21 protein-coding genes and 1 pseudogene are annotated in these 26,126 nt (G+C 36.9%); 18 read left to right on the top strand and 4 right to left on the bottom strand.

Going from position 1 to position 26,126, the window contains the following annotated elements; genetic code table 11:
• Window positions 1–42 precede the first annotated feature (42 nt).
• The 14 genes and pseudogenes from EG342_RS04470 (at window position 43) to EG342_RS04535 (ending at window position 15,701) form a co-directional block, all read left to right on the top strand.
• Entirely contained in the window at window positions 43–1,074 is a 1,032-nt protein-coding gene (locus tag EG342_RS04470) for a type II glyceraldehyde-3-phosphate dehydrogenase (RefSeq protein ID WP_059344216.1), read from the top strand.
• A gap of 205 nt (window positions 1,075–1,279) precedes the next feature.
• Window positions 1,280–2,218, top strand: a complete 939-nt coding sequence (locus EG342_RS04475) for an IS1595-like element ISCrsp1 family transposase (RefSeq protein ID WP_050377450.1) — start codon at window positions 1,280–1,282, stop codon at window positions 2,216–2,218.
• Between the two features lie 14 nt (window positions 2,219–2,232).
• A complete protein-coding gene (locus EG342_RS04480; RefSeq protein WP_078677243.1) occupies window positions 2,233–3,294 on the top strand; it encodes a class I fructose-bisphosphate aldolase in 1,062 nt (353 codons plus the stop codon).
• A 26-nt stretch (window positions 3,295–3,320) separates the two neighbouring features.
• A complete protein-coding gene (locus EG342_RS04485) occupies window positions 3,321–4,163 on the top strand; it encodes an ATP cone domain-containing protein (RefSeq protein ID WP_059344213.1) in 843 nt (280 codons plus the stop codon).
• 12 nt (window positions 4,164–4,175) lie between these two features.
• A complete protein-coding gene (locus EG342_RS04490; RefSeq protein WP_059344212.1) occupies window positions 4,176–5,549 on the top strand; it encodes an MBL fold metallo-hydrolase RNA specificity domain-containing protein in 1,374 nt (457 codons plus the stop codon).
• A 9-nt stretch (window positions 5,550–5,558) separates the two neighbouring features.
• Window positions 5,559–6,119 (top strand): AAA family ATPase, encoded by a 561-nt coding sequence (locus EG342_RS04495; protein ID WP_059344211.1) that lies wholly within the window; start codon window positions 5,559–5,561, stop codon window positions 6,117–6,119.
• Between the two features lie 46 nt (window positions 6,120–6,165).
• On the top strand, window positions 6,166–6,738 hold the full coding sequence (locus EG342_RS04500; RefSeq protein WP_223200381.1) for a DUF305 domain-containing protein: 573 nt from the start codon (window positions 6,166–6,168) through the stop codon (window positions 6,736–6,738).
• A 37-nt stretch (window positions 6,739–6,775) separates the two neighbouring features.
• A complete protein-coding gene (locus EG342_RS04505) occupies window positions 6,776–8,902 on the top strand; it encodes a heavy metal translocating P-type ATPase (protein WP_059344210.1) in 2,127 nt (708 codons plus the stop codon).
• Between the two features lie 7 nt (window positions 8,903–8,909).
• Window positions 8,910–9,605: a heavy metal-binding domain-containing protein gene (locus tag EG342_RS04510; protein ID WP_123868028.1), complete on the top strand. Its 696-nt coding sequence runs from the start codon at window positions 8,910–8,912 to the stop codon at window positions 9,603–9,605.
• 7 nt (window positions 9,606–9,612) lie between these two features.
• Window positions 9,613–11,826 carry a multicopper oxidase family protein gene (locus tag EG342_RS04515; RefSeq protein WP_246008785.1) on the top strand — a complete coding sequence of 738 codons (2,214 nt, stop codon included), beginning with the start codon at window positions 9,613–9,615 and terminating at the stop codon, window positions 11,824–11,826.
• 585 nt (window positions 11,827–12,411) lie between these two features.
• The gene (locus tag EG342_RS04520) at window positions 12,412–12,753 is read left to right on the top strand and encodes a hypothetical protein (RefSeq protein ID WP_123854600.1); all 342 of its coding nucleotides are present in this window, start codon (window positions 12,412–12,414) and stop codon (window positions 12,751–12,753) included.
• Between the two features lie 6 nt (window positions 12,754–12,759).
• Entirely contained in the window at window positions 12,760–13,938 is a 1,179-nt protein-coding gene (locus EG342_RS04525; RefSeq protein WP_123868029.1) for a hypothetical protein, read from the top strand.
• Between the two features lie 215 nt (window positions 13,939–14,153).
• A pseudogene (locus EG342_RS04530) lies at window positions 14,154–14,698 on the top strand (DUF6088 family protein).
• 79 nt (window positions 14,699–14,777) lie between these two features.
• Window positions 14,778–15,701 carry a nucleotidyl transferase AbiEii/AbiGii toxin family protein gene (locus tag EG342_RS04535; protein WP_228428817.1) on the top strand — a complete coding sequence of 308 codons (924 nt, stop codon included), beginning with the start codon at window positions 14,778–14,780 and terminating at the stop codon, window positions 15,699–15,701.
• Window positions 15,702–15,737: 36 nt separating this feature from the next.
• On the opposite strand, the gene EG342_RS04540 is transcribed toward EG342_RS04535, so the two are convergent.
• The gene (locus EG342_RS04540; RefSeq protein ID WP_059344206.1) at window positions 15,738–16,949 is read right to left on the bottom strand and encodes a site-specific integrase; all 1,212 of its coding nucleotides are present in this window, start codon (window positions 16,947–16,949) and stop codon (window positions 15,738–15,740) included.
• A 505-nt stretch (window positions 16,950–17,454) separates the two neighbouring features.
• Between EG342_RS04540 and EG342_RS04545 the strand changes: the two genes are divergently transcribed.
• The 4 genes from EG342_RS04545 (at window position 17,455) to EG342_RS04560 (ending at window position 23,803) form a co-directional block, all read left to right on the top strand.
• Window positions 17,455–18,657, top strand: a complete 1,203-nt coding sequence (locus EG342_RS04545) for a site-specific integrase (protein WP_103288584.1) — start codon at window positions 17,455–17,457, stop codon at window positions 18,655–18,657.
• A 54-nt stretch (window positions 18,658–18,711) separates the two neighbouring features.
• Window positions 18,712–21,228 carry a DEAD/DEAH box helicase gene (locus EG342_RS04550; RefSeq protein ID WP_103288585.1) on the top strand — a complete coding sequence of 839 codons (2,517 nt, stop codon included), beginning with the start codon at window positions 18,712–18,714 and terminating at the stop codon, window positions 21,226–21,228.
• Window positions 21,229–21,630: 402 nt separating this feature from the next.
• Window positions 21,631–22,593, top strand: coding sequence for an AAA family ATPase (locus EG342_RS04555; RefSeq protein WP_103288586.1), 963 nt, complete (start codon window positions 21,631–21,633; stop codon window positions 22,591–22,593).
• On the top strand, window positions 22,580–23,803 hold the full coding sequence (locus tag EG342_RS04560) for a DUF3871 family protein (protein ID WP_103288587.1): 1,224 nt from the start codon (window positions 22,580–22,582) through the stop codon (window positions 23,801–23,803). The genes EG342_RS04555 and EG342_RS04560 overlap by 14 nt, the downstream gene beginning before the upstream one ends.
• A gap of 14 nt (window positions 23,804–23,817) precedes the next feature.
• Here the strand turns inward: EG342_RS04560 and EG342_RS04565 are convergent, their stop codons facing one another.
• The 3 genes from EG342_RS04565 to EG342_RS04575 form a co-directional block, all read right to left on the bottom strand.
• Entirely contained in the window at window positions 23,818–24,423 is a 606-nt protein-coding gene (locus EG342_RS04565; protein ID WP_103288588.1) for a hypothetical protein, read from the bottom strand.
• A gap of 165 nt (window positions 24,424–24,588) precedes the next feature.
• Window positions 24,589–25,548 carry a hypothetical protein gene (locus tag EG342_RS04570; RefSeq protein WP_246008735.1) on the bottom strand — a complete coding sequence of 320 codons (960 nt, stop codon included), beginning with the start codon at window positions 25,546–25,548 and terminating at the stop codon, window positions 24,589–24,591.
• A complete protein-coding gene (locus tag EG342_RS04575) occupies window positions 25,548–25,865 on the bottom strand; it encodes a hypothetical protein (RefSeq protein WP_213083879.1) in 318 nt (105 codons plus the stop codon). Before EG342_RS04575 ends, EG342_RS04570 begins: the two co-directional genes overlap by 1 nt.
• Window positions 25,866–26,126: the final 261 nt, after the last annotated feature.

Genomic DNA, 26,126 nt, shown 5'->3' on the forward strand with positions numbered 1-26,126 from the left:
TAGTAATATCAATTTATATAAATTAAGCTAAATAAATTTATTATGGAAAAGATTAAAGTAGCCGTAAACGGATATGGTGTCATTGGCAAACGGGTTGCCGATGCCGTACAGATGCAGGAAGACATGGAACTGTCAGGTGTATGTGATGTGGTAACTGACTGGCGCATTCAAATGGCGGTATTAAAAAAATATCCTGTGTTTGCTTCCGATGATACTTTTCAAATTAAGATGAACGAAGCCGGAATAAATTCATCAGGCACATTGAACGACCTGCTTGCATCATCAGATATTATTGTGGATTGCACACCCAAGAAAATCGCTGCTCAAAATATAGAGCTTTATAAAAAACTTGGTAAAAAGTTTATTTTACAGGGAGGTGAAAAGCATGAAACAACCGGTCATTCCTTTAGTGCCGAAAACAACTATGCCACTGCACTTAACCTTGATGCTACAAGAGTAGTTTCCTGCAACACTACATCCATTGTGAGAACATTAACCGCCCTGAAGAATGCAGGCTTGCTCTTAAAAGCAAGAGGTACTCTACTTCGTCGTGCAACCGACCCATGGGAAAGTCATTTGACCGGGATTATGAATACCCTAGTTCCCGAAAAAGAAATACCAAGTCATCAGGGGCCGGATGCGCAATCCGTTGACCCCTCTTTTGACGTTATCACATCAGCAGTTAAAGTACCGGAAACGTTAAGCCATCTACATTACTGGAATGTACAGTTGACCAGAAAGGCCGATAAGGAAGAAGTTTTGGATGCGTTCAATAAATCTACCAGAATTGCAATGATTAAATACAGCGATGAGTTAGCCGCTAATAATACAGTTAAGGAATTAATGCTTGCAATAGGCCGCCCTTATGGAGATATGTATGAAGTAGCCTTGTGGCAAGACATGCTGAAAGTGGTTGGAGATGAAGTGTTCTATGCTTACCTAGTCGATAATCAGGCTATCGTAATCCCCGAAACCATTGACGCTATCCGTGCCCTAACCGGAATTGAACCAGACGCTGAAAAGTCGATACTTAAGACCAACGAAAGCCTTGGAGTTAAACAGAGTTTTTATTAGGAGTAAGCAAAAAGTAAATTATCAAATTAATAAAACGGAATGTTAAGGAAAATGGTTTTGTACCCTGCAAATATTTGTAAGACGCGCACTTCCGCAAATGCCTATTTCTAAAACAAATAGAAATTTAGGGATTAAATTAAAGTTTAAAAAAAATGAATCCTCGATATATTACCTAAATTTTGTAACTTAGTATCAAATAGTTATCATGAACCTACTCAATTTCGTAGAGCAATATCCTGATGAGGCAAGTTGCAAATCAAAATGGAAAGAATTTCGGGACAAGCAAGGCGTAGAATGTCCCAAATGCGGCGGAAAGGAGCATTACTGGAAGCAAGACAAAGAGCAGTATGAGTGTAAAAACTGCAAATACCGGCAAAGTTTGCGCAGTAACACAGTGATGCACGGCAGCCAGCTGCCTTTCCGCTACTGGTTTATTGCGATGCATCTGCTTACCTCGACCAAAAAAAGTTTTTCGGCACTTGAGCTGCAACGGCAATTGGGACACAAATATTACAATCCTATATGGGAATTGCTGCATAAATTACGCGCTGCAATGGGCAACCGGGATGCCAATTATACGTTGTCTGATGTAATCGAATTGGATGAGGGCTTTTTTTCGACAGAAATTCCCGATGAGGAAAAAGAAAAACCGTTAAAAAGAGGACGTGGAAGCCAAAAGAAAAGCAAGGTTCTGGTGATGGTGGAAAGCCGTCCCGTAGAAGAAAAAACCAGGAAAAAAGGAAAATCCAGACAAGTAGGATACCTGAAAATGAAAGTGATAAACGACTTGAAATCAGAAACGATAACTCCGTTGGTAAAAGAAAATGTGGAAGAAACTGCAACGATAGATTCGGACGATTCCACCTCATATACCAGATTGGGAGAAGTTGTGAAAGAGCATCGCCCAAAAGTAATTCCAAAGAAAGAGATTGGAAAAATGTTACCTTGGGTGCATATTGCAATCAGCAATGCCAAACGTATGCTGTTAGATGTTTTCCACGACATCAAACCGGAATATTTGCAAAGCTACCTCAATGAGTACTGCTACAAGTTCAACCGAAGATACTTTGGAGAATCCCTGTTCGACAGGCTTGTGGTAGCTTCTATATCTCAAAAAAATAGTTTTAGGCATAATATCAAGTAGTCATTTAAAAAAAAATGAAAATGAACGATAACATTGCAGACTTATTAGGCAAGAAGGCAGCCTTCTATTTGGATCACGTTTGCCAAAAAATTACAAAAGATGAACTGCTGACTCCAGGCAAATACAGTCTGGAAAAGGTCTTTGGCGATAGCAACAGAAACCCGCAGGTTCTGCGGAGTCTCGCTCAACTTTATGGTCAGGGTAATCTTGGCGGCACGGGTTATCTGAGCATTCTTCCCGTTGATCAGGGTATTGAGCATAGTGCTGTGTACTCATTTTATAAAAACCCCGACTATTTCGACCCTGAAAACATTTTAAAACTTGCACTCGAAGCCGGCTGTAACGGTGTGGCTTCTACCTTCGGCGGGTTAGCCTTGAATGCCCGAAAATATGCGCACAGAATCCCTTTCATTGTAAAGATTAATCACAATGAATTACTGAGCTTTCCAAATAAATATGACCAAACGCTATTTGGAAAAGTTAAAAACGCCTGGGATATGGGGGCCCTTGCCATAGGAGCAACCATCTATTTTGGTTCCGACGAAAGCGACAGGCAGATCACAGAAATTTCCGAGGCGTTTGAGCATGCCCATCAGCTCGGTATGGCGACTATATTATGGTGCTATCTTCGAAATGAGGCATTTAAAACAGCAGATCAGGATTATCACTCCGCTGCGGATTTGACAGGACAAGCCAATCATATCGGAGTAACAATTCAAGCTGATATTATTAAACAAAAATTGCCGACAAATAATTTTGGATTCAAAAACATTAAGTTCGGTAAATACGATGACACGATGTATGAGGCACTAACAACTCCCCACCCGATTGACCTCTGCAGGCTGCAGGTAGCGAACTGTTACATGGGCAAAATCGGATTAATTAACTCCGGTGGCGATTCAAAAGGTGAGTCAGATCTGCTTGAGGCCATTACAACAGCGGTCATCAACAAAAGAGCGGGCGGCACTGGACTGATTATGGGACGGAAGGCATTTCAGCACCCGTTTAAAGACGGTGTGAACTTGCTACAAAGGGTACAGAATGTATATCTCGATAATAAAATAACAGTTGCCTAAAGTAAGTTTCAACAAACTATCAGAAAATGAAGATTCCCATTAGCATCGTAAAAAAGTCCGGAGATATTGTCGTATTTGATGTCGAAAAACTCACTAATTCACTTAGGCGCGCGTCTGCTGGGGAAAACGTCATTCAGCAAATTGTTGGTGAGGTTCAGTCCACGATTTACGAGGGCATGACCACCTCAAAGATCTATAAAATTGCTTTTGATTTGTTAAAAAAATATTCCCGCGTAAGTGCTTCAAAATACAAACTCAAAACCGCACTCTTTGAATTGGGTCCCTCCGGTTTTCCCTTTGAAAAATTAGTGGGCAAACTGATGGCTCATGAAGGTTTTTCCACCCAGGTTGGGGTCATTGTTCAGGGAAATTGCGTGTCGCATGAAATAGATGTCATCGCTGACAAAGACGACCAGCACTGTTTTATTGAATGTAAATTTCACAGCGACCAAGGGAGATTTTGCAATGTAAAAATTCCTCTGTATGTCAATTCCAGATTTCTGGATGTAGAAAAACAGTGGAAAAAACAAAAAAGTAACGAAGGAAAAATATCTAAAGGAGGTGTGTACACCAATACAAGATTCACTTCTGATGCCACACAATATGGGAAATGTGCAGGTTTACTAATGGCAAGCTGGGACTATCCTTTTGGGAACGGTTTAAAAGAGAGAATAGACAAATCCGGTTTGCACCCATTAACCGCATTAACGACCCTGACAAAAAACGAAAAAACAAAATTGTTAGACCTCGGCTTAGTCCTGTGCAAAGAAATTTATGAAAACCCGGAGGTCTTAAACCAAATCGGTATTTCAAAACCTCGCCATAAAAACATTATAAAAGATGCAAAAGAATTATGCTCTTTACATTAAACAATCTGACCAATGAAAAACACTAAAATTACCATTCATTTTTTGGGAGCTGCAGGAACAGTAACGGGTTCCAAATATTTAATCGATACAGGAGATCATCAACTCTTAATAGACTGCGGCCTTTTTCAAGGGTTAAAGGAATTACGGCTTAAAAACTGGGAATATCCGCCTGTGGACGTTTCAGCCATTGATGCCGTTTTATTGACTCATGGCCATTTCGACCACACAGGATACCTTCCACGATTAATAAAATATGGTTTTAACGGACCAGTTTACGGAACAAATCCCACTTTGGATATTGCCACAATCATTCTGAATGACAGTGCCAAAATCCAGGAACAGGAAGCGGCGCGAGCTAATAAAGAAGGTTACTCCAAACACAGTCCGGCAGAACCGCTGTATGGTGTGAAGGATGTAGCAAAAACCATTTCCCATTTTAAGGAGGTTCCACCATCACAGTGGATTCCGTTGTTTGAGGGCATCAGTGCCCGATTTCAGTACAATGGGCATATCTTGGGTTCTACTTTCATAGAGCTGGAGATACATGAAAAACGTTTTGTTTTTTCCGGGGATATTGGACGCACAAATGATTTATTGTTGTTTCCACCCCTGAAACCAGAAAAGGCGGATGTTCTTTTCATAGAGTCGACCTACGGAGGAAGGTTTCATCCGGATGAAGTGGAAGCGGTTCCGGAGATTGAAAAATTAGTCAACGACACCATTAACCGTGGAGGCAGCCTGTTTATCCCAAGTTTTTCGGTTGAACGTGCTCAACTGATGATGCTTATTTTATGGAGGTTGCTTAACGAAAATAAAATACCCAAAGTACCGATAATCATGGACAGTCCGATGGGAGCCAGCATACTCGATCTGTTTTACCGTACCAGAGATTGGCACCGGTTAACAACCGACGAATGTGATGAAATGTGCGATCATTTCACGGTGGTCAGCAGCTATCAGGAAACCATGGAGTTGCGGTCCGACAACAAACCAAAAATTGTTATCGCCGGCAGCGGGATGCTCACCGGTGGCAGAATGCTCAACTATCTTGAAACCCAGGCACAAAACCCTGATAATACCCTGCTTTTTGTCGGCTATCAGGCCGAAGGAACCCGTGGAAGAAAACTATTGGATGGTGAGAAAGAACTAAAAGTGTATGGAAAATGGGTTCCTTTCAATATGGAAATAGCGGAAATTGAAGGACTGTCTTCACATGCAGACCACAATGAACTCCTTGGCTGGATGAATGGAATAACAAATATTCCGGAAAGAATTTTCATCGTACATGGGGAGAAGGAAGGCGCAGAAGCGCTGCAGCTGGGCATAAAAGAAACCTACGGCTGGGATTCCCAAATACCGCAACTTTATGATATTGAAGAATTATAATTTGGAGATATGAATCATATAAGGGACAGTAAAATCAAGCATTCAGAAGAGACCAACTGGTATGTGATTACCGGCGGACCCAGTACCGGAAAAACAACGACCATTGATTTGCTTCAGAAGCAAGGTTACCATACGACAATAGAACACGCAAGGCATTACATTGATACCATGCATAATGAAGGAAATTCCGTTAAAGAAATTAGAAGCAATAAGAAGAAATTTCAATTGGGCGTGTTAGATATGCAGATTGCCCAAGAAGGATCGCTCAATAAGGAGGATATGGTTTTTTTGGACAGGGCTATCCCGGACGCAATGGCTTATTATCAATTTTTAAACTTGGATTATGATGAAAAGTTACTTAATGCCGTCAACGGGGTTTCCTACAAAAAAATCTTTATTTTAGACCGATTGCCTTTTACCAAAGACTATGCGAGAACCGAAAATGAAGACGATCAAAAACTAATTCATCAGTTGATAATAGAAAGCTATACCAATCTCGGTTTCACTATCGTTTTTGTTCCGGTTTTGCCTCCCGAAGAAAGAGTGAAATTCATTTTAGATAATTTATGAACAAAAAATATTCATCCAAATTGTTAACATATAAGAAATTATTATTATGAAAAATTCAGAACATGATCACAACATGCTTAAGGATACTGATTCAGCAACAGGCAATCATTCCAAACATGAAATGGAATCGGGCAAGGAGTCTGTACAGCACGCGCAAAAAAGCCATGCCTCTGCATACAAAAAGTTATTTTGGATGCTTCTGATTTCCTTTATTTCAATGTTTATACTAATGTATGCGATGGTGGACAAGCTGGCTAACGTAATTCCAAACATAAACCAGTTATACATGGCAGGCCTGATGGCTTCTCCTATGTTAATCATCGAACTGCTGTTAATGGGGAAGATGTATCCCAACAAAAAACTCAATAAAATTCTTATGGGCCTCGGAGTGCTGATGATGGTGCTGTTTTGGTCCGGGATTCGGCAGCAGACAGCCGTGGGAGATGTCCAGTTTCTAAAGTCCATGATTCCACACCATGCAGGGGCTATTCTTATGGTCGAAGAAAGTAATCTGGTCGATCCGGAAGTGAGAAAGTTGGGCGAGGAAATTATCAAAGCACAGGAGGAAGAAATTGCCGTCATGAGGGCGAAAATTAAGGAACTTCAAACCCGGAAGTAATCTCAAATAGCAGAATTTAACGCAAAAAAATTGAATTATGAAAAAATACACCTGTCCCATGCATCCCCAGATATTGAAGGACGAACCGGGGAAATGTCCACTTTGCGGAATGAACTTAATTCCCTTGGGAGGAACCGCCCGACCTGAAAAAGACGAACACAGCCATCATCATCAGAATCATGATCATCACTCAGAATCTGATAGTTCAGCGGCGGGATTTGACAAACATGCAGGTCATCATACTCCGGATTTCCTGAAGAGATTCTGGATCTCTTTGGCACTTACCGTTCCGGTCCTTCTGCTTTCTCATATGATTCAGCAGTGGCTTGGTTTCACAATTGCTTTTAACGGTGATAAATATGTACTTCTGGTTTTGGGAAGTATTATTTATTTCTACGGTGGAATGCCTTTTTTCAAAGGGTTTTTGGGCGAAGTGAAAGCCGGAGCTATTGGGATGATGACGCTCGTTGCTTTGGCGATTACCGTAGCTTATGTCTATTCCGTTGCAGTCGTATTCGGGCTGCCGGGCATGGATTTCTTCTGGGAACTTGCCACCTTAATTGTGATCATGCTTCTTGGGCACTGGCTCGAGATGCGTTCGCAGATGGCTGCTTCAAAAGCGTTGCAATCTCTAGTTGCCTTACTACCAAATGACGTAACCGTCGAGCAGAACGGAAGTCCGGTTAAAATAAAACTGGGACAGCTGAAAAACGGAGATACTGTAATCATAAGACCGGGCGAAAAAGTCGCCGCTGACGGTCTGATTGTCGAGGGCACTTCTTACTTAAATGAAAGCATGCTGACGGGAGAAAGTGTTCCTGTAAGAAAAGAGTCCGGTGGAAAGGTTATCGCAGGGTCTATCAATGGAGACGGGGCTTTAAAGATAAAAGCAACAGGGGTTGGGAAGGATTCGTACCTCAATAAGGTCATTAATTTGGTTCAAGATGCTCAGGCAGCAAAGTCGAACACTCAGAATCTGGCGGATAAAGTAGCCAAATGGCTTACTATAGTAGCAATTGTGGTGGGAGTAGGAACTTTCGCTTACTGGTACATCACCATGGGAGATTTGGCTTTTGCTCTGGAACGGATGGTAACGGTAATGGTAACAGCCTGCCCTCATGCTTTAGGAGTGGCAATCCCTCTGGTGGTGGCCATTTCCACTACACTTTCAGCGACAAATGGTTTACTCATCAGAAACCGAACGGCTTTTGAAACCACGAGAAAATTATCGACCATTATTTTCGATAAAACCGGCACCCTTACGAAAGGTTCCCACACCGTGCAGAAAATCATTCCTCTAACTGAGCACTATTCGGAAAACGATTTACTCCAGTATGCAGCGGCAGTGCAGCAGAACTCCGAACATCATATTGCAAAAGGAATCATGCAGACCCTTTCCGAGAAAAAACTGGAGCTATGGAAGTCAGACAGTTTCCGCTACATGCAGGGAATTGGAGTGACAGGAATCGTAAACGGTAAATCGGTTGTCGCGGCTGGTCCTAATTATTTTGTTCAAAACAATAAACAGGTACCTGCCATTCCGGAAGAAATCAACCAGGATGCAGAAACAGTGAACTTTATTCTGATTGATGACGTGCCCGTGGGTATTGTTTCTTTAGCAGATACCATTCGCGAAGGCGCAAAAGAAGCTATTGACCAACTTCGAAGCATGAACATTAAATCATTCCTGCTTACAGGTGATAACGAAAAGGTAGCGGCGGCGGTGTCAAAGCAGTTAGGAATGGACGGATATTTGGCAAATGTACTTCCGCACCACAAACAGGAAAAAGTAAAAGAATTTCAGGATAAAGGGGAAATCGTTGCGATGACAGGTGACGGCGTAAATGATGCACCGGCTTTGGCAGCAGCAGATGTAGGCATTGCAGTTGGCAGCGGAACTGATGTTGCTGCCGAAACCGCAGATATTATTCTGGTCAACAGTGACCCTCGAGACGTGGTGAAAATGATAGATTTTGGAAAGAAAACCTACAGCAAGATGATCCAGAATCTCGTATGGGCAGTGGGCTACAACGTCGTGGCTATTCCACTTGCTGCGGGTGTTCTGTATCCTACATTTGTCCTGAGTCCCGCCATGGGCGCAGTGCTGATGAGTGTCAGTACCATCGTGGTCGCACTTAATGCAAGTTTGTTAAAAATTAAATAATCACAGGATGAAATATATATTTTCGCTCTTCCTATTTATGGCAATGTCCATAAACAGTTATTCACAGAGCACCAAAACCGTGTACACCTGCCCGATGCATCCACAGGTCGTGAAATCAGCACCCGGTAACTGCCCCATTTGCGGCATGACACTGGTGAAGAAAACCGTTACTGAGAAAAAAACGGCGGCCAAATCCGCAGCTGCTCCTAAAAAAGTTACAGCAGTTAAAAAAACTACGGCTAAGAAACCTGAAATTACCGCTGCAAAAACAAAGACGGTAACGGAAGTTAAAAAAACGATCCTGCCAAAGGCTAAACAAACACCGAAAGATCCAGCCGCCGTTAAGACCCCACAACATCAAACTTCAGATCATAATCAGCATGAAGCTGCGCAAAAAAGTTACACATGTCCGATGCACCCCGAGGTCGTTTCAGACAAACCCGGACAGTGTCCGAAATGCGGAATGAATCTGGTCCCTCAGAAGGAAAGCGGCCGGCATCAGTCTACCGGCAAAACCCCGGAACATCAAACTTCAGATGCGCATCAGCATGAAGAAGCGCAAAAGATGTACACCTGCCCGATGCATCCCGAGGTGATATCGGACAAACCCGGAAAGTGTCCCAAGTGCGGTATGAATCTGGTGCCTCAAAAAAGGAAAGAAGGAAGATCATTCTGCACACGGAAACATGCAGATACATGGTGAACACAAAATGGTCATGCCCATGCCCGAAAAGCACCTAAAAGGCGGACGCAAAGTGACCTACCATCTTTATGTGAAAGACACCCTGGTAAATTTCGCGGGCAAACAGAAACGCGCCATTGCCGTAAACGGGCAGATTCCGATGCCAAAACTGGAGTTTTATGAGGGCGATACGGCGGAAGTGATTGTCCATAATTTAATGGACGAAGAAACTTCGCTGCACTGGCACGGTCTTCATCTTCCAAATAAAGAAGATGGGGTTCCCTGGCTTACCCAGAAACCCATTCCACCACATTCAACCTACACGTATTCGTTTCCGATCATCCAAAACGGAACCCACTGGTATCACTCACATACTGGCCTGCAGGAGCAGATTGGAATGTATGGGATGATGATTCTGAAAAAACGTCCCGAAGATCCTACTTTCCGGCCGGGGATTGATGATTTGCCCACAGAGCACCTTATCCTGAGCGAGTGGACAAACCTGAACCCCAATAATGTTCAGCGGATGCTTCACAACGCCAATGACTGGTTTGCTATTAAAAAAGGCAGTACTCAAAGTTATGCCGAAGCCATTAAAGAAGGCCACTTTAAAACAAAACTCACCAACGAGTGGAAGCGGATGCTGGCCATGGACGTGAGTGACGTGTATTATGACGCCTTTCTGATTAACGGTAAAATAGAAAGCCAGCTCGCAGGATACAAAGCCGGTGACAAAGTGCGGCTTCAAATTGCCAACGGCGGTGCTTCCTCCTATTTTTGGCTCAATTATGCAGGAGGAAAAATTAAAGTAGTGGCCAGTGATGGATTGGACATTGAACCGGTAGAAGTGGACCGTCTTATTCTGGCAGTTTCTGAAACAGTGGATATCGTAGTGGAAATTCCTGAAAGAAACACCTCCTACGAGCTCCTTGTTACGCCCGAAGACCGCACAAAATCGGCTTCCGTTTACATTGGCGAAGGAATTAAAAAAGCCCAGGCACCATTACCCAAACTCAAATATTTTGAAGGAATGAGGATGATGAATGACATGATGAAGATGAACGGTGACATGAAAGATATGGGCATGAAGATGAGTTATCAGACGATGGATATGAATCAGGTGATGTACCCTGAGATTAATGCTGAAAACAATGCAGCAATGCCGATGAATACAATGGACAACAGTGATGCGGAAATGGATCACTCAAAGCACCAGATGCCTGCTTCCGGGATTACCACATTGAATTACGGAATGATGAAGTCGCCTTATGACACTTCGCTTCCGAAAGACAGTCCCGTGCGCGAGCTCAAGTTTACCCTTACGGGAAACATGAGCCGCTATGTGTGGAGTATGGATGATAAAGTCCTTGCGGAGTCCGACAAAATATTGGTAAAAAAAGGAGAGATACTTCGCATAACACTCTTCAACAATTCGATGATGCGTCACCCGATGCACCTGCACGGTTTTGATTTCCGGGTGCTAAATAAAAACGGTGTTCGGGCACCGCTCAAAAATGTGTTGGACATTATGCCGATGGAGACCGATGTCATAGAATTTGCAGCCAACCAGGATGGGGACTGGTTCTTTCACTGTCACATCCTCTATCACATGATGGCGGGGATGAACCGCGTTTTCGCAGTGGGCGATTATCAGAATCCTTTGCTGCGGGATAAAGCTTCAACTTATAAAAAGCTTCAGCGCGAAAGTAACATGTGGCACCTGATGGCCGAAAACGATTTCGCCACCAATGGTAACGACGGGATGGCGAGAATTTCAAATGCCCGCTGGGAATTGGGAACAGAATGGCGTTTAGGTTACAATCCCCATCACGGCTACGAGGTGGAAACCCAACTCGGCAGGTATGTGGACCGTATGCAGTGGCTGAAACCATTTATCGGATTTAACTATCATTATAGAAAGATTGACAGGAATAATATTGAAAAAAACCTTTTTGGACAGGCATCTACTAAAGATGAAAGAAAAACTTTCAGCGCTGGTATCATGTATAAACTCCCGATGTTGGTGGACCTGCAGGCAGAAATATTTACAGACGGAATTGTAAGGTTCCAGCTGAAACGTGAAGACATTCCGTTGACTGCGCGTTTGCGCGGGGCATTCATGGTCAATACCGACAAAGAATATATGGCAGGTCTTAAATATATCGTCACAAAAAATATCGGAATCTCAACCCACTACGACAGCGATATGAGCTGGGGTGCAGGGATTACTTTGAATTATTAAGATACTGTTGATGAGCAATGTTTAATAGGGTGCAACACGTTAAATAAAGACCGATTGCACTTTATTTTGCTCGTACGCAGCCAGATATGTAATAAAGGAAGGGGGAAAATACTTATTACGAAGAAATTTGAAGTATCAATTTCTAGTCCCTACTTCTAAAATCAGGGACTAAATCGGGGATTGTTTAATGGTTTATACGATGCCTTATGCGTTTATAAAATTATCTAACTTGCTTACTGTCAGTAAAATGATGACTTACATTGCTTTATTGGTTTAAATAAAAACTCCCTGTGGAACTACATGAGCATTTTGATGAAATTCACCCAAAAGTTTTAAATTTTTTAAATGACAATGAAGAGAAGATAATTGAGGGCTACGAAGAAAATGACGGGCACCCATTTCAGCATGTCTTTAATTCTTATCTAAATTTATTTAAAGTAAGGTTTCCTCTTGTAACAAATTCAGAAGTTAACATTTTTAGATATTTTTTTGTTGAAAAGTTGCAAAGTCACTTCCGCAAAGAACTTCAGGACTCAATTGAAGTATGCAATCAAACATATTTTGGAAAATTACTACATAACATTCGTGAAGATAAATCTCGATCCGAAAGATGTTTCTTCTGTTTATGCCGTTAAACCTAAACTTGACAACCCAAGGATTGCCAAGCAACATGGGGCATTCTTAATTTTTGGTATTAGTCCATCATTATTTACTGTTTTCGGGTTATATAAGCCAATGGCTAAATTTAACAAAAAATGGATTGAAAGAGGAAGTGATTCAGATCAACGAATTATTATCGATAAAAAGTCTAAAACTCAAATATTACAACAACTGGAAAGCTTTGGTTTCAACCAAGCTACTTTATTTCCAGAAGTCGATATAGTTGCAAGTTTTGTAAAATTCAAATACTTAAAAAAACTGGATTAATAGATTTTGGATTTTAATAATAAATATGAAACATTGGATGATTTTATTTCTTCCCGCCTTAATGATGAAGAAGTGGGAATCTGGTTTTATGACAATGGTTTAGAGAAGTTTATTATTAAGTTGCCTAATCATATTATTAGAGCCATCAACCAAGGATGTAAATTAGAAATGTTAGTAGGGCAGTATTTTGTTTCAGAAAAAACATACCCTGTTATTGGATTATTCATTTATGACCATATTGATAATCCCTTGATTGTAACTCAATCCAGTAATTTCCTGCTTGAAATAGATGCACTTAAATTAATATTGAAAAGAGGGAATTCAATTTTATTGGACTTTTATGATGAATTGGGGGTTCCCGTTTTATCAAGCAATCCTACCCTAAGTGAGAATACCGTTGAAATTCAATGGCAAAACATTGATACTGAATATAACAATGATAATTGGAAGAAAGTTTTAGATCAAATGAAATTGGATTTTGACGCCAAAAACTATCAAGATTTTCAGAGAATAGAAATAAATGTTTCCAATGCAGTTGCGATACAATCTGCTTTTATTACTGATCAAAATATTACCACTCATTATTTAGAGGAAAAAGAGGGAGATCAGCTTGAAAAAAAAGTGTTCGTACCCTTAGAGTCTATATTTAAAATCAATACTATTTTTCTCAATCCTTATTTTAATTCTTCAGGCAGAAAAAAGGAATTCACCGATATTTTTGCCCATTATGAATTGGGAACATTTTATATTGAATCCAAGGTTTTATCTTCTCAAAAGGCTTTTGATAAATCCATTTCCAAACAACAGGATAATATTAAAAAGCAAATATTAAAGGCGGTTAATCAACTTGCCGGAGCTTTGAGAAGTGTATCAAATGAAATATCGGTATTTGACTCTAAATCAAATCTGAAAATTGAGATTAACAAAGGGTTAGTACCACAATGTATTATTTTAGTTTCAGAATTACCCTCATTTGGGGAATGGGAAGATTTTAACATTTCAATTTTTAAATTAATTTCACAATATAACTGTTATCTCAATATAATGGAACTTTCTGACTTTATGAAGATTATTAAAGTAGCCAGCGCAAGCATCGAAAAATTGGATTATTATCTTATGAAAAGGGCAGAAGGTTTCGAAACAACAAAGACTTTCTTTTATAAAACCGAGGTTGTGTTTAATTAAGTGTTTTAATAATTTATTTTTTATTCCAGGTTCTAGAAAGACTATTTTCAATCTTTATTCGTCCGATTTCTCTAATTATTTGAGAAGCGAATCTTCTTTTTCGTCGCAAATATTTTCTAAATTTGCGACAAAATAACCGTAAATTGCATATGCAAAGCATTGATGATAAAATACTTGTAAAAATAAAAAAAGCGAAGAGGGGTACGCTGTTTTTTATGGAAGGCTTTCTTGCTTTCGGCAATGCCAGAGCAGTTGCAAAAGCATTGGAAAGATTGGTCAATAGCGGCGGTATTTCCCGTGTTGCGAGGGGATTTACGCTGTTTTACAAACGGATCCAGTTTTGGGAAATATTCAGCCTTCTGCCGAACAGATTGCAGAGGTAATTCGCAAAAGAGACAAGGCGCGCATTATTCCAACGGGAATTCTGGCGCTCAATGCACTAGGACTCTCCACCCAGATTCCCCTCAATTTGGTGTATCTTACAGACGGTTCTGCACGAACAGTTGATCTCGGCAAAAGAAAAATAAAATTCAAAAAAACAAGCCCGAAAAACCTCGCTGCGATTGGTGAAATAAGCGGACTTGTAATCCAAGCTTTGAAAGAAATCGGGAAGGACAATGTCACTCAACAGGAAAAGGATTTAGTTATAGAAAAACTTAAAAAGGAAAATCCATACCGCTTGGAACACGACATTCGCCTTGCGCCAGAATGGATTAGGATAATAATGCGGAACGCCATAAATAAAAATAATGACAAATAAATTTTTAGCCCTTCCCCAATAAACGAGGGTCCTTGCTTTTACACAAGTTGCCGAAAAAAGAGGAATAACACCGTTTGCCGTGGAAAAAGACTGGTGGGTATCGCAAACTTTGAAAGCGGTTTTTGAATTGGATGTAGCCGAGCATTTGGTTTTCAAAGGTGGCACCTCGCTGAGCAAGGCGTGGAACCTCATAGAAAGGTTTTCCGAAGACATTGATTTGGCCATCGAAAGAGAGTTTCTTGGCTTCGAAGGAAGTTTGACTAAAAACAAGAAAACCAAATTAAGGAAGGCTTCCGGCCAATATATCAGCGAGGTTTTTTATTTAGAATTACAGGAAAAATTTAAAGAGAAAGGCTTGGAAAATGTCACTTTCTCGTTGGCCGAAACCCAGGATTCCGATCAGGATCCTCGTATTATCAATATTTTTTATCCAAATATAATTGTAGTTACGGAATATCTGAAGCCGAGAGTTCAAATAGAAGTCGGGTGCCGTTCATTGATTGAGCCATTTACGATGAAAAAAATTTCCGCGATGGTTGATGATGAATATCCAGAGCAGAGTTTTTCGGAGAAAAGCGAAGAAATACCATCCGTTAATCCGGAAAGGACTTTTTTAGAAAAAATTTTCCTTCTGCATGAAGAGTTTCAGAAAACCGCTGAAAAAATAAGGGTAGATCGGCTCAGCCGCCATTTGTACGATCTATATGCTCTTTCAAAAACAGAATATGCAGAAAGTGCCCTACAGAATAAGGAACTCTATGAAACCATTGTAAAGCACAGAATGGAGTTTGCCAATATCTCCGGTATCGACTATAGCCTGCACAGGCCAGCCACAATAAACCCTATTCCACCAGAAAATATCATTGAATTATGGGAAAAAGATTATGCCAAAATGCGAGAAGAAATGGTTTATGGCGAAAACAGACCAACTTTTTCTGAAATAATTGAAACTCTTAAAAAACTAAAAGATAAAATCAACAGCCTCAATTGGGAAATGATTTAAGGGAAAAGGTTTTGCTAAAATATTAAACAAATACTCTTACTTCAAAACCTCGTCAATAATCTTATCCAATTTATTATCCGGAAGACTGTTTAAATAAGACAGTGTAGATTTTATATCTTTTTGCCCAAGTGCTTCGCGAATAGTCTCAATTGAAATATTATTGAACTTCAAAACTGTGGCAAACGAGTGACGGGCGCAGTAATAAGAGATATTCTTCTTGATTTGCAGTTCTTTCATTATTTCTTTTAACTGCATATTCACATAATAGGTCAGCACTTTTTTGGATCTGTTTTTTAGGTAAATCTGCGTTGGCTTTTCGGTATTCATTATGTTGAAAATGAACTTTGAACTGTCTTCGGATTTGTATTTTTCCATGATATTCCGAGCGTAATCATTGATTTTAAAACTCACCGGAACGCCTGTTTTACTGCGGATATAATTAATACGATCAATATTCAAGAATTTTTTTTCCAACTTAATCAAATCCAAAAAGTTGATTCCTCTTGCATAATAACTGAACAAAAACATATCTTTTGCAAAAGAAAGTTTTTCGTCTTTTGGCTCATATTTCTTGAGTTTTTCTATTTCTTCTTCATTCAGATACTCCTTTTTCCCACTTTCCTTCAGTTTTGAAATTTTATAATGCCTAAAAGGATATTGTTTTTCCGTAATTACTTGGTTTCTAATGGCTTGATTAAAAACCGAACGCAAAGTCCGCATTCTAATCGCGATACTGGACTCCCTATTCCCACGAGAAATGCAATAGGCTTCAAATTTTTTCAAGTTAGAATAATCCAATTCATTAAAGCTAATGTCTTTTTTGCCAAAGAACCGTTGCAGCGCATTCAGAGTATCTTTTTCCACTTTCGCTGTTCCGGTTTTATCCGATGCCAAAAGATTTCTAATCAAATCTTCGTGGAAACTCGTATAGGTTAAGGAAATGCTTTGTCCGCTGCTCGTCTTTAGTTTATTGATAAGATCAGGAAGCGTGAAGTAGATTCCATTTTTATCGAAATCGTCGATAATCTCGTCAATGATCTTAATTCTGCGCTCAATAAATTTGTTGAGGTTAGCGTGATTGGGATGCGAAGTTTTCAGACGACAAGCGTCAAAACTCCAGTCCTTCTCCTTGCAAGTTTTCCCGATTGAAAGACTTGTGTTTTTGCGGTCTTTTATAAATGAAATTATGATACTTCTCTCCCCTGTTTTATTCGCTTTTGGAGCAAGTGTAAAGGTGTAACTTACCATTTTGTGTCAATTTTTATCGTTTTTCACGAACATTTTTTTCAGATGTTCCTGTTTATCGTGTTTTACAAAAATTTTTTCACGAACATTTCACGAACATTTGCCCTCCAAAAGTAAAATATTATAAAATACTGTACAAGAAAAATATTTGTAAACAATTGATAATCAAAGAAAATAAAGCATAATAAAGATTAAGCAAATTATAATAAAACACAATAAAACCGACTGTTAATCAGAGGGTCGCTGGTTCGAGCCCAGCAGGAGGAGCAAAAAAGACTTACAGCAATGTAGGTCTTTTTTTATTTCTACTCATTTTCTGTGGGTTACCTTATGTTTAAGGGGATTTCACAATATTTTAAATACCCTATTTCCCACACTTTTCTATTAAACAATAGGTATTCAAAAAGGCATACTCTCTTTTAGCTTTGGAACACCATTATTTCAGGAATTGGAACACCACTTTCAAACATTGGAACACCATTCAAACCCTTATTAATTCTACAAAAACATGAACACTATAAGCATACTCTTTGTATTAGACAAAGCAAAGACAAACACTAAAGGTTTAGCCCCATTAAGATGTAGAATTACATACTTAGGAGAAAGGAAACCATTTGCTACAGGATTATTTATAAATCCTAAGCACTGGGATAGTAAACAGCAGAAAGCCAAACCACTCAATGAGGAAAACAATTATGTCAACAACCAATTAAGCCTGATTAAGAATAAGATTAATCAGGCTTTTCTATTACTCCAACTCCAAGATGAGAGCTTTGAAGTAGATGATATTTACAAACAATACAAGGGAGAGACTTTAGTTAAAGATTATTCTTTACTTGAATATTACAAGCTCTATCTTGAAAGGCTTAAAAAACTTATAGGGATTGATATTAAACAACCCACCTATGATAAGTTTGAATACATCAAAGATGATCTGGAAGAGTTTATACAACTCAAATTCAAAAAATCAGATATAAAACTAAAGGATTTAGATTTTGACTTCATTACAGAGTTTGAGTATTATTCTAAAACTGAACTTAAACATAGTCAGATTACCATTAATAAAGCTATTCAGAGAATTAAGAAAGTAGTTAAGAAAGCTTTATCACAGAAGCATATAGAATCCAATCCTTTTGAAGAACATACACCTAAAAAAGTTCATCCTAAGATTGTATTCTTGACACAAGAGGAATTAGATAAACTTGAAAGTCATATATTCCAGTCTGAAACACTTAATAAGATTAAAGACTGTTATTTATTCTGCTGTTATACAGGACTTGCTTATAAGGAGATGTTTGAACTTAGGAAAGAAGATTTAATTACTAAACCTGATGGAATCAGTTGGATTTATAAGGAAAGAGAAAAGACAAACAGAACCTTTTCTGTACCTCTGATACTTCCAAAAGCTCTTGAAGTAATGGAAAAGTATTCTTCTGAAAGTGAATATATTTTACCCAGAGTAAGCAATCAATATTTCAACAGGTTGCTAAAGGAAATAGCTTCTGCATTGGAAATCTCTAAAAATCTTACTCATCATACCGCAAGAAAGACATTTGCCTCTACAGTCTTATTGAGTAATGATATACCTATAGAAGTCATATCTAAACTTTTAGGTCATTCCAAGATTACTACTACACAAGATTATTACGCTGATGTAATGCCTGAGAAACTGAGTGAGCAACTTAAGAAGCTGAAAAGTAAGATAATGTGACCTGATATTAACTGCTTTGTATTATTTTTACAGGGCAGTTAAATTTTATTAAGCATGGAGCTACCAAATATACATTTTGAAGACTTCCCTATTGAGTTTAAACAAATCAATCCTGAAGACTTCCCCAACTTCCATACTACTGAAAAGATTATTATTTCTCCTGATAGTAATGGATATATTAAAACCCCTTTAACTAGTCACATTAAGCTACATGACAAGAATACTGTAGTTATTAATGCAGGTGTAGGACAAGGTAAGACTACAGCAATAATTGATATTGTAAAGCAATACTATGACAGCACTGATTATATTGTTTTCTTAGCATCTCCTTTTGTAAGCCTTGTAGAGCAATATCATAAAGACATATTACAAAAAGAAATTCCTGAAAGAGATGTATTCAGATATGAGGTTTTGGGAAATGAAGAACCCACAGACTTCTGGCATAAGAGAATTCATATAGTTACAGCAAATTGTCTTTTAGGAAACCCTGGTGAAGATGCTTTTATAAACTCCAGTGCTAAAAGGTATTATCTCAACAGGCTTGTGAAATACTGTGAAAAACATGGAAAGAAAGTAATCTTTATCTATGATGAAATACATGATGCTATTCATAATTTTAAAGAAAAATATATATTCAATCTCTGGAAGTGGAGAAATGTAATCCTGAAAAACTATATCATCAGTGCTACATATAATGAAGCTTCAAAAGTTGTTATTGAGTACCTTGCTGAGTTGACTGATGATAAAATACAAATTATAGAATCTGAAAGGATAAGGTTCTCTGAAAAACAGAGTGAACTATTTTTACACTATAATAATGAACAGTACTATACTTATGATGATAAGACCATTACTGACCTAGTAAAAGAACTTATATATTTGGGTAAGGATATTGACATCCTGTCTTACTCAAAGACACTAGCAGATAATATTATTAAAAATAGAGATTCAGGGATTGGAAAGGAATTATATTCGAAATATGATAAAATCAATAATTGTACTTCTGAACTAGTTCTAAACCAAAGAAATGATAGAGCTACACCCCAAAACAGATACAATTCAAGTATGTGCAATGTTGGCACTAATTTTAAAACTGGTGTAAGCATTAAAAAGGAGAATCATGCTTATGTTATTATCCTACCCCCTAAAGGAGCCAAAATGCCTTTTAAAAATAATTATGGAATATTCTCTGGAGGTATAAACTCCATTATTCAGGCACTAGCAAGACAAAGAGTGAAAGGAGAAATACATCTCATTCTCCCAAAACCAAAAGATTTTGATTTTGAATCTCTCCACTTTGAGGAAGTAGAAAAGACAGAAGAATTCAAAGAATTTTACACTTCTGTAATGGATATTCAGGAAGTAGAATATAAAGTAAAATATCTCACCCTATCATCACAAAATGAGCTACTTAGTGCATTCTATGAAAAAGAAATCAAAGAGAATATTAAACAAGAGATTGATTTTGTTAAGACATTAGATAGGTCAAATAAAGCAAGATTAGATTTCCCTGAATACAGTTTATTTAAGCTAGATGAGGGAGAAGCTGTACTAGCTAAAAAATATGATTTCTTTGGAAATGATCTCTCTTCTTATATCACATATTGTGCTATTACCAACCAATTTATCAACTGTAAACTAGTTTCGAATAATAGAATGTCAACCTTAATTTTTAAATATGGAGAGATTCAAAAGGGATTGAAAGAATATTGTAATAACTACTACTTCAAAGATGATAGAAGAATGCCAATATATTATTTTTATAATGATGCTCAATTTTATAATATATTCAGAGATGATTTATTCAATAACTTTCAACTTATATTCCAAACTTCTAGTGGACAAAAGCTACCTTTAAAGAAGAATGGAACAGCTAGTCACAATAAACAATTTGAATTACAACTACTTAGCCTTGTACAACATTTTGGTTACCCCAATAATCCAGTGAATAAGTATAAGTATTTTAAAGATGGAGAGCTTCATGATGGACTATATGATAGAAGCCAATATTTCCTTGAAGGTTTAGCTCATGCTGAAAGAATAAATATTGATGATGTTCAGGACAACCCATTAGCTACTAGAAGACTTAAAGCATTCAAATTTTTATCTTTTCTAAGGCAACAAATAATCAGTTCACAACAAACTATTACTACAGCTCAACAGGGCACATTTCAATTTGTATTAAATAAACCTGATGCTGATTTTATCCCACAAGACAGAATAGAAGAGTTTAGAGAAATGCTAAAGCATTTCCTAGAAGAAGATGAGATATTGGCAAAATATGATTTTAAAACTAGAATTGTAAAAAAAGAAGAAAACAAACAAATTGAATCTCTATATTGTATTATGATAGAAGATTTATTTAAAACTGAAAGTTATAGAGAAGCTTTTGGAGAGAGAAGAAATGGTAAAAAAATTCTTCACATTAAACCTATTCCTAGTTATGGAGTAGTAGATTATGTTTCCTTGCCTGATTATGACTATGAATCTTTACCTGAAGGTTTTTTTGAGGTAAATGCACTTTCTGAGGAAGAAGTAAAAAATATAACAGAACAGATAAGAAGAAATTAATCCGTCCAAAATCCCTGAGTCTATATATAGGTTTTAGGAAAAGTGGACGTATAAAAACAATCCCTGTACTCTAGTGTACGGGGATTTATTATTTTATCAAGTTATAAATTCTCTTTTCATATTACCTCTTGTACTCTAGATAAAATGGTTAGTTTTAGGTAATGACACAAGGGGTTCTTTTTAAATCTCCCCAACCTTAAAAATCTATGATTTAACAACGCACGAATTCAGAGGAGGACAACTCTGTTGTAGTTTTGTTCCAAAACTTTTGGTATACAAAATTACACTTTTTTCAGGACAATATCAATAGTTTCAGTCCTACTCATGCACATTTGAAGCTAATAGCCAAATTGTAATTCACCCATAAAATAAATTCATTTTCAAACTTTTAAATCAATCATTATGCAATTAAGACAATCAGAAAGGAAGCAAGCCAAGATTAAAATGGCTTTACAAGGAAGTGCAGGAAGTGGGAAAACCTATTCCTCATTACTCATAGCACAAGGACTTACAAATGGAGACTTATCCAAAGTAGCCATTATTGACACAGAAAATGGAAGTGCAGATTTGTATGCACATTTAGGAAACTATAATGTAGTTTCATTAAAACCTCCATTTACACCACAGCAGTATGTTGATGCTATAGATCTCTGTGAGAATTCAGGCATGAATGTGATTATTTTGGATAGTATCTCTCACTGCTGGGATCATCTTTTAGACTATCATAGTTCATTAGCAGGCAACAGCTTCACAAACTGGGCTAAAATCAAACCATTAGAAAAGCTCTTTGTAGACAAAATATTACAGTGTAATGCTCATGTAATAGCTACTATGAGAACAAAGCAGGATTATGTACTCAATCAGAAAGATGGTAAATTTATTCCTGAGAAAGTAGGATTGAAAGCTGTTCAGAGAGATGGTTTGGACTATGAATTTACTTTGGTATTTGACATAGATATTAAGCATTTTGCTGTATCTAGTAAAGACAGGACTGAGCTATTCATGGGGAAACCAGAGTTTAAGATTTCAACTGCTACAGGAAAACAAATCTTAGAATGGTGTAATTCAGGTTCAAAAATTGATCCTACACAAAGCTTTGTCACAAGTCCTACAGGAAGAAACTCTATGCCTAAAATAGACCCAAAAGATGCTTTTGAGTGTACTCCTAGCCAGAACCTAATGGATGCTACAGAACAGGAAGTATATGAAACTATTCAGAACTGCAACTCTGTAACAGAACTGTTAGCCTTATATAGACAGTTCCCTCAATATCAGGAAAGTTTAAAACCTGATTATGAAGCTAAGAAAGCATTTTTAATTCAATTATCTAACCCACAAAATTTTTCAACCAATGGACACCATTAATAAAATTAAACCTGCTACTTTAGAAGAAGCATTTGATATTCCAAAAAGTGGCAACATAATAGAGAAAGATTACAGCACAATGAAATTAAGAAATGTATCAAAGAAACCTATCAGAGATTTATTCCTAGCTGATAATGGAGATTTTGAAGATGCTGAAATATTCTATCCCAGCAGAATGAATGAAGAACCAAAGCCTGAAACTTCAAATGTAGTTCAGGCTTTTTTAATGCCTAATTCTAAAGTGCAGACTATATCTCATACTCCTACTGTTCTAGTTGAAAGTGTAGAGAATCAGCCCAGCCCCTTTATCCTAGCTAATACATCAGAAGTCACACTACATCATTTACAGAGTGATTGTATTATTCCTGTATTTTCTAAGGATAATGAGAAGACAATAGCCCATCAGGAATTTATAGAATGTGTCATGAGTGCTGTAGGCAAGGTATTTCCACATCATAGTATCAGTAACCCAGAAATCAGGGTTTCTCACCAAATCAAAGGCAGAACTCCAAGTGCAATATATAAGCCTGTTAAAGAGTTATTAGAGCACGAAAAGACTATTTACTATGAGAGAATGGCATTCATTATTAAAGTTCCAAGTGTCACAGATATTGTGAATGGTAATAAGCTTTCTCTTACTATTGGTGGGATCAGAAGTTACAATCAGGAAAATTTATATTCAAAAAAGTCATTAGAAAAGTTTAAGTTCTTTATTGGATTCCAGAACCAAGTCTGCATGAATCTGTCTGTATCAACAGATGGATTCCTTGAAGATATGAGAGTTTCCAATGCTCGTGAATTATACACTAAGGCACTAGAGACCATGCAGAGCTATAATGCTGAACTTCATCTAATGGAAATGAAAGAGCTTACTTATGATTCATTATCTGAACATCAGTTTGCTCAGCTTATAGGAAAAAGTAGACTCTATCAACATCTACCTAAGTCTGAGAAACAGAATATTCCTCTACTGAACTTTAATGACAGCCATATTAATACTATGGCAAAAGATTATTATGAAGATAATAACTTTTGTAGACAAGCAGATGGAAGAATTAACCTATGGGATGTTTACAATCTCTTTACACAAGCTAATAAGAGCAGTTACATAGATACTTTCCTAGATAGAAATTTGAATGCTTTTGAATTTTCAAAGGGTATTCAGAAAACACTCAATGGTAATTCTGATTATCATTGGTTTTTGAGTTGAGTTGTCCACCTCACTTAATTGTGGGGTGGTTTTAATTCATTATATGTAATAAGCATTAATGGCTTAACAATATTTTTAATAGTAATTAATTCTTCATATTTTGTTAAGTCATCATAACTTATAAAATACTCTAATGAAAAAGGAGTTTCTTTGAAAAAATAATCTAAATCAAAATTTAAGAGTTTTTGTCTTAATTCTGTTTTTTTTAGTTCTTCATAGTGTTTTTGAAGAATACCATCAATTACAGAGATATCTAAATAATAGTTATGGACTGCAAATTTGTAAAATGAATAATCACTGCTACCATCTAAAGTAGATGTACAATTAGTAAAGTCATCAAGATTAAATAAAATTGATTGAAAAATACATCCATATATTGTTGAAATAACTGATTCAAAATCATATAGTACTGCATTAAAATAATACTTAACAGGCTTCATATCAGTTCTGTTCTTAGCTTGTACTGCTCCTGTAAGTACTTGATTTTTAGTGTCCCATGTAATGTTAATTCCTTTTGGCTTATATTGACCTATTTCTTCAAATAGGATTAAATTTGCTGTAAAATGTCCAACTTCATGTATAAAGACTTTTTTCAATTCACTCTCTGTGTAATATTCCATATCTAAATCTAAGTTATGTTAATGTTTCTATTGCTTGAAAATTGTAATTATCATTAAAAGGTATAAACGTTTTATCTTTTTTTAACTTACTAAGCAATTTATCTTTGGTTGACATGGTTTATATTCTTTTTCTCAAATTTATCAAAATAGAATATATATAATACATTATAAATCAGGTTTTGTTATCTCATTTTCAGTAATTTCTATTTTCTTGATTTCCCCTAATTTACTTGCAGTTTCACCATCATACATATCAATCATTATAAAGTAGTAAACCTTGTTATTAAAAATCAATTTAGGTGGGAAGATATTATTACTCTCATTAAGCTTAAAATCATATCTGATTTTGTCAAAGTTGTAGAGTACCAGATAACCAACATCTTTACTATAATCTTCTGAATATTTAACAATTTGGTGAAAGCCTGATTTTATTCTGTTTAGTCCATATCCTTTTTCTTTATCTAATATTTTAATTTCTACTATCAAAGGATCTTCTGTATCTAAAGCACCAACTATATCAGTCCTTCCAGAAGCAGATTTTGGAGTGGAAAAAGGATAATCTATCCCTTGGTCAAATAAAAACAATCTCAAGTCTTCTTCGAGAATATCCTCATATTCTTTTTGAGCATTCTTGTACTTATTTGAAAGATCTGATTTAGTAAACCATTCAACTCTTCTCTTATACTTTTCAAGTAAATAGATTATTGAATTAGACTTGTCTAATTTATCATGAAAAAAATAAACTATGGGAGTTATAATATCATCTATGATAATGTTTTTAGATCTATCATAACTGCCAAACATATGTGTTTGGTGTATATTATAATTACCTAATAAGTGGTGTATATATTTAAGTAGCTGATAACAGAAAGCAGCCTGTTCTGCATCATTTTGATAATTCATATTATGAAATACACCACCTCTGTCTTTAAATTTTACATCAAAATATTCTACATCAAAGTTATATTGATTACTTAATTCTAAAAGAAATCCATGTAATATTTTGTTACTTTCAATATTATTAACAAAGTAATTAAGCTGATTTCCTAATTGAGCATACTCAGCTCTTACAAGTCTGCTTTTCCATTCTTGCAAATCAGTTCTTAAATTATGGTTGTAATACATTATTTACCTAAGTTTTTCAGAGTTTTATTTAGCTTATCAAAAGCACTATTAATATCACTTACTCCTTTATGAGAAGAAGCGTCATTATCTTTTAAATGAATGGAGGACTTACAGTTATGACAGTAAATAACAGCTTCATTTTTAACATCAATGAGTTGAATTTGAATGCCATACTTACATTTAGGACAGTTTATATCTATCCACATGAAGCTAATATTAATCATCAGGGATGCCTTTGATTCAAAATTACTTAAATTTTTTTTATAAAATAAAATTTTTGTAGAGCTTATTCTCACGTGAATGTCCTTGTAAAGCATACCCCTATTCATTTATTCTTCCCCAATACCCCCTACTCAAACCAGAATAAAGCCTTTTTATTGGAGGTAAATATTATTCTTTGAACTATAGTGTAAGTTTCTATTCTACTATAGATCTAAATCTATTTTATTTACTCTCTAGAGACTTTATCTCTATTTTTTTCACCTATCATTCAAATGTTCCTGCTTAGTTTGATAGCCTTCTACTTTAAATGAACTAAGGAATGTAGAGAAAAAATAAGATAATACCTGTTACTTTTT

This window comes from Chryseobacterium lactis (assembly GCF_003815875.1).
GTDB classification, from domain to species: domain Bacteria; phylum Bacteroidota; class Bacteroidia; order Flavobacteriales; family Weeksellaceae; genus Chryseobacterium; species Chryseobacterium lactis.

Coding starts and splice junctions, on each gene's coding strand:
- EG342_RS04545 (WP_103288584.1), top strand. CDS start 17,455: ATGAACACTATAAGCATACTCTTTGTATTAGACAAAGCAAAGACAAAC.
- EG342_RS04575 (WP_213083879.1), bottom strand. CDS start 25,865: ATGCTTTACAAGGACATTCACGTGAGAATAAGCTCTACAAAAATTTTA.
- EG342_RS04475 (WP_050377450.1), top strand. CDS start 1,280: ATGAACCTACTCAATTTCGTAGAGCAATATCCTGATGAGGCAAGTTGC.
- EG342_RS04570 (WP_246008735.1), bottom strand. CDS start 25,548: ATGTATTACAACCATAATTTAAGAACTGATTTGCAAGAATGGAAAAGC.
- EG342_RS04560 (WP_103288587.1), top strand. CDS start 22,580: ATGGACACCATTAATAAAATTAAACCTGCTACTTTAGAAGAAGCATTT.
- EG342_RS04565 (WP_103288588.1), bottom strand. CDS start 24,423: ATGGAATATTACACAGAGAGTGAATTGAAAAAAGTCTTTATACATGAA.
- EG342_RS04555 (WP_103288586.1), top strand. CDS start 21,631: ATGCAATTAAGACAATCAGAAAGGAAGCAAGCCAAGATTAAAATGGCT.
- EG342_RS04500 (WP_223200381.1), top strand. CDS start 6,166: ATGAAAAATTCAGAACATGATCACAACATGCTTAAGGATACTGATTCA.
- EG342_RS04495 (WP_059344211.1), top strand. CDS start 5,559: ATGAATCATATAAGGGACAGTAAAATCAAGCATTCAGAAGAGACCAAC.
- EG342_RS04540 (WP_059344206.1), bottom strand. CDS start 16,949: ATGGTAAGTTACACCTTTACACTTGCTCCAAAAGCGAATAAAACAGGG.
- EG342_RS04490 (WP_059344212.1), top strand. CDS start 4,176: ATGAAAAACACTAAAATTACCATTCATTTTTTGGGAGCTGCAGGAACA.
- EG342_RS04550 (WP_103288585.1), top strand. CDS start 18,712: ATGGAGCTACCAAATATACATTTTGAAGACTTCCCTATTGAGTTTAAA.
- EG342_RS04480 (WP_078677243.1), top strand. CDS start 2,233: ATGAAAATGAACGATAACATTGCAGACTTATTAGGCAAGAAGGCAGCC.
- EG342_RS04470 (WP_059344216.1), top strand. CDS start 43: ATGGAAAAGATTAAAGTAGCCGTAAACGGATATGGTGTCATTGGCAAA.
- EG342_RS04515 (WP_246008785.1), top strand. CDS start 9,613: ATGGTCATGCCCATGCCCGAAAAGCACCTAAAAGGCGGACGCAAAGTG.
- EG342_RS04510 (WP_123868028.1), top strand. CDS start 8,910: ATGAAATATATATTTTCGCTCTTCCTATTTATGGCAATGTCCATAAAC.
- EG342_RS04505 (WP_059344210.1), top strand. CDS start 6,776: ATGAAAAAATACACCTGTCCCATGCATCCCCAGATATTGAAGGACGAA.
- EG342_RS04485 (WP_059344213.1), top strand. CDS start 3,321: ATGAAGATTCCCATTAGCATCGTAAAAAAGTCCGGAGATATTGTCGTA.